16 protein-coding genes are annotated in these 12261 nt (G+C 43.0%); 7 read left to right on the top strand and 9 right to left on the bottom strand.

Translation table 11 applies throughout. The features are described from left to right. Positions 1-5: 5 nt before the first annotated feature. Complete coding sequence (locus IKG78_RS14130) at positions 6-1016, top strand: fibrobacter succinogenes major paralogous domain-containing protein (protein WP_290944620.1); 1011 nt, start codon at positions 6-8, stop codon at positions 1014-1016. Between the two features lie 118 nt (positions 1017-1134). Then, positions 1135-2571 carry a glycoside hydrolase family 16 protein gene (locus tag IKG78_RS14125; RefSeq protein WP_290944618.1) on the top strand — a complete coding sequence of 479 codons (1437 nt, stop codon included), beginning with the start codon at positions 1135-1137 and terminating at the stop codon, positions 2569-2571. 94 nt (positions 2572-2665) lie between these two features. Here IKG78_RS14125 and IKG78_RS14120 read toward each other — a convergent pair whose 3' ends face one another. From IKG78_RS14120 to IKG78_RS14105, 4 genes are all read right to left on the bottom strand, one after another. Continuing rightward, a complete protein-coding gene (locus IKG78_RS14120; RefSeq protein WP_290944616.1) occupies positions 2666-3436 on the bottom strand; it encodes a lysoplasmalogenase family protein in 771 nt (256 codons plus the stop codon). Positions 3437-3463: 27 nt separating this feature from the next. Next, positions 3464-4402, bottom strand: a complete 939-nt coding sequence (locus IKG78_RS14115; protein ID WP_290944614.1) for a hypothetical protein — start codon at positions 4400-4402, stop codon at positions 3464-3466. Between the two features lie 115 nt (positions 4403-4517). After that, on the bottom strand, positions 4518-5459 hold the full coding sequence (locus IKG78_RS14110) for a hypothetical protein (RefSeq protein ID WP_290944612.1): 942 nt from the start codon (positions 5457-5459) through the stop codon (positions 4518-4520). Between the two features lie 297 nt (positions 5460-5756). Beyond that, the gene (locus IKG78_RS14105) at positions 5757-6005 is read right to left on the bottom strand and encodes a DUF1653 domain-containing protein (protein ID WP_290944610.1); all 249 of its coding nucleotides are present in this window, start codon (positions 6003-6005) and stop codon (positions 5757-5759) included. Positions 6006-6211: 206 nt separating this feature from the next. Here IKG78_RS14105 and IKG78_RS14100 point away from each other — a divergent pair, with 206 nt between their 5' ends. Next, positions 6212-7198, top strand: a complete 987-nt coding sequence (locus IKG78_RS14100) for a guanosine polyphosphate pyrophosphohydrolase (protein ID WP_290944608.1) — start codon at positions 6212-6214, stop codon at positions 7196-7198. Here IKG78_RS14100 and IKG78_RS14095 read toward each other — a convergent pair. Further along, a complete protein-coding gene (locus IKG78_RS14095) occupies positions 7195-7422 on the bottom strand; it encodes a hypothetical protein (protein ID WP_290944606.1) in 228 nt (75 codons plus the stop codon). The two genes, IKG78_RS14100 and IKG78_RS14095, sit on opposite strands and share 4 nt — an antisense overlap. 41 nt (positions 7423-7463) lie before the next feature. Here IKG78_RS14095 and IKG78_RS14090 point away from each other — a divergent pair, with 41 nt between their 5' ends. The 4 genes from IKG78_RS14090 to IKG78_RS14075 all read left to right on the top strand — a co-directional run bounded on the left by IKG78_RS14090 (position 7464) and on the right by IKG78_RS14075 (position 9304). After that, positions 7464-8180: a DUF6678 family protein gene (locus IKG78_RS14090; RefSeq protein WP_290944604.1), complete on the top strand. Its 717-nt coding sequence runs from the start codon at positions 7464-7466 to the stop codon at positions 8178-8180. Between the two features lie 131 nt (positions 8181-8311). Continuing rightward, positions 8312-8536: a DUF3791 domain-containing protein gene (locus IKG78_RS14085; protein WP_290944602.1), complete on the top strand. Its 225-nt coding sequence runs from the start codon at positions 8312-8314 to the stop codon at positions 8534-8536. Next, positions 8526-9092, top strand: a complete 567-nt coding sequence (locus IKG78_RS14080) for a DUF3990 domain-containing protein (protein ID WP_290944600.1) — start codon at positions 8526-8528, stop codon at positions 9090-9092. The genes IKG78_RS14085 and IKG78_RS14080 overlap by 11 nt, the downstream gene beginning before the upstream one ends. Beyond that, entirely contained in the window at positions 9083-9304 is a 222-nt protein-coding gene (locus tag IKG78_RS14075; protein WP_290944598.1) for a hypothetical protein, read from the top strand. The genes IKG78_RS14080 and IKG78_RS14075 overlap by 10 nt, the downstream gene beginning before the upstream one ends. A 63-nt stretch (positions 9305-9367) precedes the next feature. Here the strand turns inward: IKG78_RS14075 and IKG78_RS14070 are convergent, their stop codons facing one another. The 4 genes from IKG78_RS14070 to IKG78_RS14055 all read right to left on the bottom strand — a co-directional run bounded on the left by IKG78_RS14070 (position 9368) and on the right by IKG78_RS14055 (position 12016). Then, a complete protein-coding gene (locus IKG78_RS14070) occupies positions 9368-9781 on the bottom strand; it encodes a hypothetical protein (RefSeq protein WP_290944595.1) in 414 nt (137 codons plus the stop codon). Positions 9782-9837: 56 nt separating this feature from the next. After that, positions 9838-10401, bottom strand: a complete 564-nt coding sequence (locus IKG78_RS14065; protein ID WP_290944593.1) for a GNAT family N-acetyltransferase — start codon at positions 10399-10401, stop codon at positions 9838-9840. A gap of 39 nt (positions 10402-10440) precedes the next feature. Beyond that, the gene (locus tag IKG78_RS14060; RefSeq protein WP_290944591.1) at positions 10441-11784 is read right to left on the bottom strand and encodes a tetratricopeptide repeat protein; all 1344 of its coding nucleotides are present in this window, start codon (positions 11782-11784) and stop codon (positions 10441-10443) included. Positions 11785-11857: 73 nt separating this feature from the next. Then, complete coding sequence (locus IKG78_RS14055; protein ID WP_290944589.1) at positions 11858-12016, bottom strand: hypothetical protein; 159 nt, start codon at positions 12014-12016, stop codon at positions 11858-11860. Positions 12017-12261 lie beyond the last annotated feature (245 nt).

Raw genomic sequence — 12261 nt, 5'->3', positions numbered from 1 at the left:
GTGTTATGTCTTTAAAAAAAATACAGCTTTTGGCAGCATCTGCATTGACTGTTGCAGCATTTGTTGCTTGCGACAATGCGAGTTCATCCCCGGAAGGTTTGAATGATGATTTGAGTGTTGTCGAGAATTCTGGTAGCGATAAAGCTCCGACATTGCAGTCGCAAAAGGGAACGGCGGATGTGCCGGATGCTTCGGGCAAAATTCAAGGAACAGTCAATCAAGTCGCGGCACAGGATGCTGTTGAAGAATTGTCTGAAGTTTCGACGGACGAGGTTTCACAGTCTAGTGCTGATTCCGCTTCGTTAGATTCTATTATGGACATTCTTTTCCCCAATGGCATTGACGGCATCGATACGGCCCGTCATGACCCCGACAGCGTGGGCGTGTGGCATTTCTACGATTCCAAGGAATCGCACATGAATCCGAACTTCGCTTACGGCTCGATGACGGACCCGCGTGATGGGACAGTCTATAAGACGACGCAGATTGGCGGCAAGACTTGGATGGCCGAGAACCTGAACTACTTCGACATCGAAGGGGCTGCGAGCTCAATCAAGAACGACTGGTGCTACTGGGATAAACCCGAGAACTGCGAATCGGCGGGCCGCCTCTACACGTGGAAAGTGGCGAAGAGGGTTTGCCCCGAAGGCTGGCGTTTGCCGACGAAGGCGGACTGGGAATCGTTGTTGCAAGAAGTCGGTGCCGATTCCTTGAACGAGATCCTCTGGAAAGGCTCTAGCAAGCTCAAGTCCGTGAATGGTTGGGAGAACGAAGGCAGCGGTACTGATGATTTCGGCTTTACAGCGCTCCCCGCGGGCATGAAATTTACCACTCGCACCCAGGATGGATTTACCTATCACGGTTGCTCTTCCCTCATGTGGGCTGCTACGGAGGCCGACGGCGGCGCTGCGGATTCTCTCGCTTACCACATGTACTTGGATTGCAGCAACGACAACGCCATCGTAAATACTGTGAGAAAAATCAATGGACTTTCGGTCCGTTGCGTGAAAGATTGATTGTTTATGATATTTTAACTTGAATAATAGCGATGCCGTAGGTATATTTTATAATGCCTACGGCTATTTTTTTGGTGATGGTGTTTTTGAAAGTCGTGGGTGAGGATTGGAATTGGATATGAAAAAGAATCACGTCATTGCAAGCATTGCTAAGCCTTCTATCATCTTGTTTCTGGCGTCCTTTGCTTTTGCTGACCCGCCAGGAAATTTGTCTGGTTGGAATCTCGTTTTTGAAGATAACTTCGACGGAACCTCGTTGGATACGAAAAAGTGGAACTCGACGTACAACTGGGGCCCGACGCACAACCACCGTGCTTACTGTGCCAAGGAAAACGTGATTGTCTCCGATGGCACGCTTAAGCTCAAGGGCGAAAAGAAAACCCATCCAGATGCCAAGGGGAAAAAGGCGAAGTTCAACAACAAGGAAATTCCGGTCGATTACACTTCGGGCGCGATTGACACCAAGGGCCATTTCGAAGTCAAGTACGGATATATCGAAGGACGTTTCAAGGCTCCGTGGCAAAAGGGCACTTGGCCTGCGTTCTGGACTCTGCAAGATGGCTGGCCTCCTGAAATCGACATTCTGGAAATACCTGCATCGCGTAAGCAGCACCATTATTATCTGCATTACACCGACCCGAGTTGGTACAACAGTCATGGCTCGGCTTGGGATCACGAAGCCTCTTTTGGCGGACACAAGGACGATAACACGGATCGTTCCGCCGGCTTCCACACGTATGCGGTGGAATGGGATGAATCGACTCTCAGTTTTTACTTTGACGACAAAAAGTTCGCTAGCTATAACCGTCCGACCGAAATCAGGCAACTTTCTGCACAGTACATCATCGTGAACTTGGCTATTGGCGGCTGGGCTGGCGATGACATCGAAATCACGGCGGACAAGCCTGCGTATTTCGAAGCGGACTGGGTTCGCGTGTGGCAGGCAAAGCCCGCGAAACCGGATACGGTGCGCATTATGTCGATGAACTTTGGCACATGCATGGTCAAGAATGCAGAGGGAGGCCTCTCGCTTGGCGACTGCAAGGGCGATAATGCGATAGCGACGATTACGCCAATCTCAGGTTCTTACCGCATCAACTTTGGCGACGTGGTTGTTGAAATCCCGAACGAAAAAACGGATGCTGGCGTGACGGCAGGGCTGTACAAGTGGAACGGCGGTGCTCATCAGAAAATTGCAATGGAAAAGCAATCTGGCTACGAAGGAAATGTTGTTCGTATGAAAATGCAGAACAGCGGACATTATCTGCGTGCAACTACGGATGGCGAACGCGTGGTTCAAAGCTGGAACGACGATTGGCCGTGGTATCAGATGTGGCGATTGCTCAAGCTCAGCGATGAAATCCCGGCAAAGGACACTTCGAAAACGTCAATCAGCTCGGCAATGCGTTCTACGGCACACGTCTATGGCAGTAGAGTTTATCGTGAAAATGGAAAACTCGTTGTCGAATTCGGCGAAGGTGCTCGTCACGAAGGTCCTTTAAATGAACCGCGTGAATTCCGTAAATACGATTTCAAAGGTCGGACAATCAAGTAATTGTAACCTGCTTCTTGTCATCCCGGACTTCGTTCCGGGAGGTCGTCTGCTGAAATAAAAAAATCTCGGTTAAAACCGAGATTTTTTTTGTAGTCTATTCTTTTCTCTTGTAGCCGCTGAGTCCAAGTAAAATCAGGGCCGGTGTGTAGAAATACCATACAAAGTTATTCGCAACCGTGGCGACGATTTCTTGAACGGTGTGGTCGTCACCGGTAGCAAGCGAGATGCCCACGCATACGTCACAGCAGAAAAAGAGAATCATGCCGCGCTTGATGTTGCTTGCGTTTTTAGCAGGGAAGTAGCCTTTCTTTGGGACTTTGCAGGCAACATAAAGCGAGCAGAAGAGGAATGCTGCGTAAGTTGCGATGATAGGGATGGTCGGCCCTTCGAAAATGCGGAACAGGTGGAGGGCGTTCGTGATGAACATGACCGCAAAAGGAATGGTCAAAATCCAAGGCGCTTTGTTGTCAGTATCGCTTGTGCGCGTGTGGCGGAAAATGAATAACGCTTGCACCACCATGAAAAAGCAGATGCCGAGTAGCGTATAATCGCTGCGATGCTCCAAAATGCTAGCGTAATTGTGCATGATTTTCAGGCAGAAATCTGCACACAAAGCCATGGCGAACCCGGCTTGCAAAAAGTTTCGGTCGCGCTTGCAAAGGCAATTTCCGCCAATGAAAAACACGACAATCGTCATGATGGCGGTAACGGCGAACTTGGCAATGTTCTGATAATTACTGCTTTCAACGAGGCATTGCTCGACAGCACCGCAGTTGTAAAATACAAGCCAGTCCCTCACGAAGAACGTAATCATGAGAATCCCGACGACAGCCAAAAGCAAGGTAATAAGTTTTTTCTTGTTCATGATTTTAATATAAACAATTTTTTATGTTTAACATCTTTCGCCAACAAATTCTACGCCTTTTTTCAAAAATTCCTTGAAAGTGCTATAAGCAGGAGGCTTCGGCCCTTTTGACTTTATTTCAAATCTGGCTGTTTGCTTATTCCATTTGAGCGTCATTTGGACACATTCTAATGACGAATAAATGTCGGATATTTTCTTTAAATCATTGGCAATTAAAAGAATATCCTTTGTAGAAACTTTTCCATTGCCAAATTCTTTTATTGTGTTGTCGAATATCTGCTTCTGCTTGGGAGGTATTTCATCGTACTTTCCTTCTGCTGCCAAAAGAAGGGTGGCGTTATCTACATGGGCTGCAATCTCCCTAAAGCATCGTCTCGCTTCAAAGCTCATATGACCGAACTTCTTATTTATTTCCCCTGTTGCTTTGTAAGTGAGACCGTTCACATCATTAGGGGCTAAACCGAATGGCAGCATTTTAAGATGAACTTCCATTTCGGTGCCAATTTTAGGAATGTCAAATGTTAACAAAAAGGAGGATGTGCTTGGCTTTTCTACATGATTGCCAACAAAAGAATCAAGACTGAAACCTACAGGCATAACATCCTTGATGTCTCTACTAGCCGAAGATTCTTCATAATAATTGCAAGACGTTTCTTCGTATTTGACGTATGTGTATTTCCCTTTTGCATCCTTGAATGCTGCCGCTTTAGCTTTGCATTCATCCATGGAGGGTGGCAGACTTGTTCCTCCTGATGTTTCCACATAGCCATTGGGTATAGCGTACGTTATATGTCCGAATGGAATCCCCATGTTTTTTAAATCTTCGTCATCGTTGGCATCCGCTTCTACAGCTTTCCATGCGTTATAGCAATTCGACACCATGTTGAACAAGCTTTCTTTCATCGTCTGGGCACAGGCGAATGAAACGAATACAAAGAATGCTAAAATGGTAGTTTTCGTTCTCATTGTTTGAATTTCTGTATTTAAACGATTTTTTTCTCATGATGTCATGGCGGACTAGATCCGCCATCTATATGGACTTCCGTTGAAATAAATCGGCGATAATATCATAGTTTGATATTTAACATCTAAAACCAACAAATTCTACGAATGCTTTGCCAGTATCATCATCCAAAAAATCCTTGAATGTACTGTAAGCAGGAGGCTTCGGCCCTTTTGACTTTATTTCAAATCTGGCTGTTTGCTTATTCCATTTGAGCGTCATTTGGACACATTCTAAAGACGAATAAATGTCGTACATTTTCTTTAAATCATTGGCAATTAAAAGAATATCCTTTGTAGAAACTTTTCCATAGCCAAATTCTTTTATTGTGTTGTCGAATATCTGCTTCTGCTTGGGAGGTATTTTATCGTACTTTCCTTCTGCTGCCAAAAGAAGGGTGGCGTTATCTACATGGTCTGCAATCTCCCTAAAACGAAGTAATGGTTCTTCAAATTCTGAAACTTTCCTCGTTTGTTTGTATGTGAGACCGTTCACATCATTAGGGGCTAAACCGAATGGCAGTATTTTAAGATGAATATCCATTTCGGTGCCAATTTTAGGAATGTCAAATGTTAATAAGAAAGAGACTGTGCTTGGCTTTTCTACATGATGGCCAACAAAAGAATCAAGACCGAAACCTTCTGGCATAACATCTTTGATGTCTCTACTTGCCGTAGATTCTTCATAATACCTGCAATAATACAGGTCGTACTTGACGTATGTGTATTTCCCTTTTGCATCCTTGAATGCTGCTGCTTTAGCTTCGCATTCATTCATGAATGGAGGATCTGCATCAGTTATTCCACTTGTTTCTACATAGCCGTTGGGTATATCGTACGTTATATGTCCGTATCCAAAATCCTTTAGTTCCGCGTCGTCGCTAGCCCATCCTTCTGCTTTTGCTTTTTCCCATGCGTTATAGCAATTCGACACCATGTTGAATAAGCCTTCTTTCATCGTCTGGGCACAGGCGATTGACGCGAATGCTAAGAATGCTAAAATAAAATTTTTATGGAACATGCTGTTATCCGGGTACTAAAGTATGTTATTTTGTTACAATACATACTAAATTACAAAAAATGATATTTTAGTATGTAAAAATGTATGAAAAAACGACGAAAATAGCGTTAAAATTGTTTTTTATGTTTTTTTTTGCCCCAAAGGTACTCAAAGTAGTCATTTTTAGACAAAAATTACATACTAAATTCCTTAAATTTGATTTTTAGTATGTAATGAGAAAAATAACGATTTGTCAATTACATACTAAAACGCTTAAAACGCGTTTTTAGTATGTAATTCATACGTGAAGTTTTGCCGCTAAACAACAGATTTTAGGTCCACAAGTTCAAAGCGGTATTTCTGTTGAACGTCTGGGTATTTCTCGTGATCGACTTCGCTTAGAAACATCGATTTTTCGCGGAGCCAAACCGTATTGTCTCCGTAAAGGGCTCGGTAAATGACGTATTCGTCTTCGGTTTCGGAATGCTTGGCTACGCCTTCGACGATGTAGTAGCGATTTTTGAAGTGCTTGTAAATGCCGTGAATTTTGAGTTCTCTATTTTTCATAAAACTTTATCCTAAATGCTCATGAGTGACCATATTTTGTAATCTGTTACAATTCGTGAAAACCTGTTTTACACTATGCGTAATAATTTAAAATGAAAAAAAATTATTTTTTTATAATTTACTTTATTTCCCGCGAAACCGCAAATGCTTTTGTTATATTACTGCTCGTAAGCCTCTATGAGAAGCCCTGCTTCGGGAGTAATAAAATGATCTCTTTGAACGACTATCTGTTTTCCGGGAATACGGTACTGAAAATTTTGCATCAGTATTCGAATGACCTCAGAAACAGTGCTAAAGAATCGCGAAATAGCATTGACCTTGCGCATTCAAATTTTCTGATACAGATTATTGAATTGCTGGAGCACAATGACTTCCTCACCTCGCAGTCCCAAAGAATCAAAGAGTTCTACAAGTACATGACAAGGGAGTATCCGTTCCTTGCGTTTACCTTTAAAGGACGAATAAAGTCACTTGTCCGTGCCGAAGAAAAATTCAATGGATACATTCTTGAATTTATTTACAACTATTACCAGAAAAACGGAAAATTCCCATCCGAAGCTGAAATCAAAAGTAAACTGAACTTCCGTGATTTGATTGCTTACCGTATCGTGATTTCGATGCCGGTTTGCCATATCAAAAAAGGCGAAGAACGGAGCGAAGTCGAACGGAAATACTTGTATGACATTGCAAACGTCTTGCCCGAGTTTTTGGAAGAGCGCGGCTTTACTCCAGAAATTTCCAAGCATGCGGACGGCGGACATTGCGAGTTGCTTAAAGAGGCTGTTCAACCGTATTATCATGACTCGGTTGCAACTCCAAGAAGTTCTGGTTACCAGTCGTTGCATATAACGTTTTATGATAACCTTGCACGCTGCTATACGGAAGTTCAATTGCGTACAAAAGATATGGATGATTTCGCCGAAATTGGCGAGGCAAATCACTTTGGTTACGAAAAAACGCAGGAAAAACAACGTTCCAAGCACGACCAAATTCCGAGCGGCGAGTGTGTTTACTTTGACGAGGCTTACGAACGCTTGACGAAGTTGCAGGAAATTGAACTTGCGAAAATCGATGTGAACATGTTCAAGGCCATCAACAATCAGCTGATTAACGATGGCTGCGGGCTGTTCAGAGGCCGTCAAATTTTGCCGTTTGAACACCTGTCAAGATTCCAGAATGATTTGATAGATTAGCGTTTTGACGCCAGATGTAATGCGTCAACGTCGCAGCCACGGTCATCCTCGAAGCAACCTTTCTCGAAAGCATCGTCTTGGAAACCGTCATCCTGGAGCCGAAGGCGATAAGACAACCTCAAAAGGCGAGCGTCGCAACCGTACTTGAACGGGTATGACCGAGCCAAAGAGGTTGGGGCTTGCCCCATCCATACAGTTCTAAGTGCGTTGACGTTCTCCTGCAAAATATTTATAATGACAGTAGAATTGCCGTTGGGGGAATGTTATGCAAATTGATAAGGATTTGTTTTTCGAGTCATTGTACAAAAAGCTTAATCCAAGAAGCGGAGTATTTCAGCCGATAGATAATACAAATGAGACTGGCTGGAAAAAGGTACTTGACATCAAATGGAAAGGCGGTATTCATTATATTGTTGAAGGATATAGTCATTATAAATGGGGGTGGTGTTATGTTATGCGAAATGGACAGTTTATATCTACAATGTCTTACATTGCTTTGCGCTGTGATGATGGACTTAAATTTTTGCAACATCATATAGATGATATAGAAGACGGAAAATACAGAAATAAAAAGACCTGGCACGAACAGATAAAATCATTTGTTGAAGAAAAAAGTCTTGTGTCGTATATGAACAATACCAAGTGGCGTGAATTGGTGAATGACCTCATGGAAAAAGCGCCTTGGGATTGTGTGCAGTATAAAACTTTATTTGAAAAAAACGCACCCGAACCTGATGTTTTCTGGAATTTGCATGGTGATGAAGACTTTAACTTTGGGAGTAAAACTCTGGACTTATCGGAAATTGAATGGATGAAGATAAAGCATGTTGAGACGGTTCGTGAGCACATCGGGTTGCTTGTGCCGGATAAAATTCAGACCATTGATCATAAGTCTTTAATTCTGGAGATATTGCAGAAACACAGTATTCCGTATGAGTATAACGAATCAGAACAAACTTTTACTATTTACGGATATAGGTAGAATGCGCGGAGCGTAAAGGCCTGTAAAAGTCTTACTTTTGGGCTGTTTTTCGGGGAATCTGCTATAATTGGCGTTTCAAACGAATCTTCGCTTGATTATCCAATGCAATCAATCTATATTATACTTGTAATATGGGAAAGGAAACTCAAATAACCTTTATGCAGGCGAGGATTGTCAGGTTGGCGACGCAGGAATGGGGCCTATCTATGCATGCGGTCAACGCCTTATTCCAGAAGTATGGTATATATGCATATATCGAAAAGTTCTGGGATCTTTTCCATATTGAAGGGGATTTTGCTGTTTTGGACGATGTCCGTCAATACCTCGAGAAAAAAGGGGCGGTCATTGGTCAATGAATTAGTTGATGGAACAGTTCTCTATCATGGTAGTTATTGTGCGGTCCATGAACCCGATCTTGCTAAATGTGCTAAGTATAAAGACTTTGGACAGGGCTTTTGTCTGACTACGGATATTGAGCAGGCGCGGTCGTTTGCGAAGATTAGTCTTCGTCATGCTCTTGATAGCGGGAATGTAAACCCAAATCAAAAGTTTGGTGTTGTGTCGTCATTTCTTTTTAGCAGAAACGGCGAGATTCTTGAGAAAAATTTTCCCGTCGCCGATGTTTCTTGGCTTCACTGTGTTGTGGGGCACAGACGTAAATCGTCGTTCAAAGACGTTGTTCTGGAATGCCAAAAGTACGATATCATTGGTGGCAAAATAGCCAATGATGCGACAAACTTGACTATTGCCGCCTATATGCTTGGCGCTTATGGTGCGGTTGGCTCTAAAGAAGCGGACGATTTGTGTATTTCTCTTTTAATTCCTGAAAGACTCAAGAATCAATACTGCTTTAGAACAAGTCGGTCAATCCTTTGCCTTGACTTTCAGAAAGAGGAACGCGTATGGCTGTGACGCAGGAGAGGATTGATGCAGCCATAGACATGTTGATTTCTATGGTGGTGATGGACCTGGCTCACGAACAGGGACGTTCTGCGACGGAATTGATGCCGGAATTCTTGAGTTCCCGCACGGCTCGTCAGCTTTATGACGAAGAACAAAAACTTTGGTGTGAAGGTCCCGCGTACATAGAAGAAATGTACAAGAAGGAAATGCAAGAAGGCTAAACTCTGCGCTTTATTGATGTTTTTAATATTTTGTATTCAATTGAAAAAATCATATTCCCAAAGCTATCCCTTTCTCAGGAAATGGACTAACTTAAATAGCCAATGCGTCACGAGACAGGCGACAAGATGAAGAGCCGTGACAATCACATACATAAACATAGCTCTCAACGGCCAACCAACGCCCATTAAATGAGAGAATAGACGATCCACCCTCTCTCGATTGCAAGGCTCCACATTCGCATATTGCTCCTCTTCAAACATACCGTCAAAATTATATCCATAATAGGATAACAGAAAGCCTGTTGACAAATCATCGAAGGCCCAATAGGCCAAACTCAGAAAAATATTCAGTACTACGATAGCCACCACTAGCCATAGCCATTTTGAATGCTTTTCAGCAAAGGGTGCGAGAAAAAAAGGATAAGCTACAATTGCCACTGCTGACAACAACAAAATTGTGTTAATGATATTTTCCATCTTGTATCCTAACTATACGGTGGTAAAAATAGATCTATAGAGTCCCAATAATATAACTACGGATATTTTGCTCCAGGAATATCCTTGAGGATTTCTTTCCAGAAATCGCGGAATTCTTTTTCGGTGACGGTGCCGCCTGCGCTGAGTAGGCGGTAGTGTTCGCCCTGCCAGTGGTATTCGACGGGTGCGGCGTCAAAGCCGTTGCGCTGGTAAAAGTCGCGACGGCGGTTCCTGCGTTCGAGTTCCTCATCGTCTTTGGAATCTTCTTCGACTTCGATATCGACGACAATACGGGCGTCGGGATGCTTTTCGCGGATGGCCTGCAAAATTTGCGAGCCGTACCCACGGCAACGTAGTTCTGGCACAACTGCGAAATAAACGATGTTCGTGATGTCACCGTGTGAAATGGAATTCGAAAACCCGCAGAACGTAGGGGCTGCGCCGTTCTCGCCATCTTCCTTTTCGAAAAACGCCCAGAATTCCCGTTTGATTTTGTTGTCGAGCAATTGCTTCATCGGAATCCGCTCGTTTGCCGGGAACGCCGATTCATACAACGCCTGAACTTGCGGAAGATACGGTGAGCCTTTTTTTATTTCAATAATTTGTAAGGTTGTTGACATGTGAAATTGATATCCAAATTAAAACGATGGCTTTGTTCCTCACGCCAGAGTTTCTTGTTTGTCTTGTAATATTAAGTCGAGATTGATTTGAGCTTCTTCAAGCCCTTGCTCGGCTGCTTTTTGAAACCATGACACTGCTTCCGATTTGTCTTCGGGAACGCCATCTCCTTTAAAACACCTTACGCCGAGATTGAATTGAGCTGCGGCAAGTCCTTGCTCGGCAGCTTTGCGGAACCAAAAGGCGGCTTGCGCCTTGTCCTCGGGAATGCCATCGCCGTTAAGATACCTTATGCCGAGATTATTTTGTGCAAGTGCGACTCCCTGCTCGGCGGCTTTTTGGAGCCAGAATATGGCTTCAGATTTATCTTCGGGAACGCCTTCTCCGGTAAGATACATAACGCCAAGATCGTTTTGGGCATTCCCGTCGCCTTGTTCAGCGGCTTTACGATACCAAATGGCAGCTTCTTGTTTGTCTTCGGGGACGCCGCACCCGTAATCGAACATCCTTCCAAGACTGTATTGAGCTGATGAATTTCCTTGTTCCGCCGCTTTGCGATACCAAAAGACGGCTTTTTCATTATCTATGTGAACACAAGAACCTTCTTCATACGCCGTTCCAAGTTTGTACTGAGCCATCACATCGCCTTGCTCTGCGAGTTCTCGCAAACACCATGCTTCGATAAAGTCGAGTCCGTCTCTTGTTTTGCCGTCATAAGAAGCCCCCAAACGAGTCTTTATTCGATTTGGAATCGCTCTGAACTCCGCGATTTTGTCCAGAACTTTTTGCCTGTCTCCTGCATGTAAATACGTTATAAGCATGTAATATTCATGGCATTTTTCCTCTTCTGGAAAATAGGAATCAGGATCAGGATTCTCTTTGAGAAAACGTTTTACCTCGTCGTCAAATTGTCGGAAAACGTTGTCCCAAATCTTTTCGATATCTTCGTTGGAATATTTCTGTATTTTTTCTAATTCATACTCAGCCCCACGCTCATTCGTTCTAATGTCAAAAAGGTCGGGGGTCTTCAGTATTTTTACGCCATCTAACGAAAACGTTCCATTTCCTCTCAAGCTCATGGGTGCTTTTTTATTGCTGGACATTTCAAAAACATCCCACCATAAGTCGTCTATATAAAGGGGCTTGACATACAAGGTTGCTTCACTATAGCAATTGAGATGTTCCAAATAAAAATAATATCCGCCTTCAACTTTCCAATTGATGAAACTGCTTTGTTTCCACCCGAATTTTTTGGAAACGATTCTTCTGCATAAAGTATCTTTTTTTTCTAAATCACTCAACGCTTTGTTGATTTCTCTTTTTCCTGGCTTTTTTTTCGCTTGGCGAATTTCGTCATTCGATTTTACGTGGTATTTTTCGTACATTTCTTCCATGATTTGTCGAAGCTTTACCACAAATTTCGCAGGAGATGCTTCATCGTATTCCAAATCAAAAGTTTCATCCGCCGTAGTCTGCGACGCAGCTTTCCCCACGTAATATTTCCATACAGATATGTGAACCGCCATTTCTCCTGTCCATTCCAAGCAAAAGCCAACAGAAGTTTGATAGAAATTTTTTAGCGATTTCTTTTTCAATGCTTTCTTTAGAATATCCCATAGAACATCCCATCCACCGAGATTGTCGTATTCTTTTTCGGATATATATTTACTGTTTTCAAAACAAATTTTGATATGTTTCAATAAATCCTCATCGCTACAATCTCTACGTAATACGAATGCAGGGACTGTTGAACACCGTCCACGTTCATACACCCAATACTCTGTATAGACCTTAATATATTGAGAATCAATATATAAGCCTATCGCCTTAAAGAATTCTTTTTCCATAAATTCTCCAATTAT

This window comes from Fibrobacter sp., from assembly GCF_017545445.1.
GTDB lineage: Bacteria > Fibrobacterota > Fibrobacteria > Fibrobacterales > Fibrobacteraceae > Fibrobacter.
Note: the sequence above shows the minus strand (reverse complement) of the source record. Positions and strands in the feature narration are given on the sequence as shown.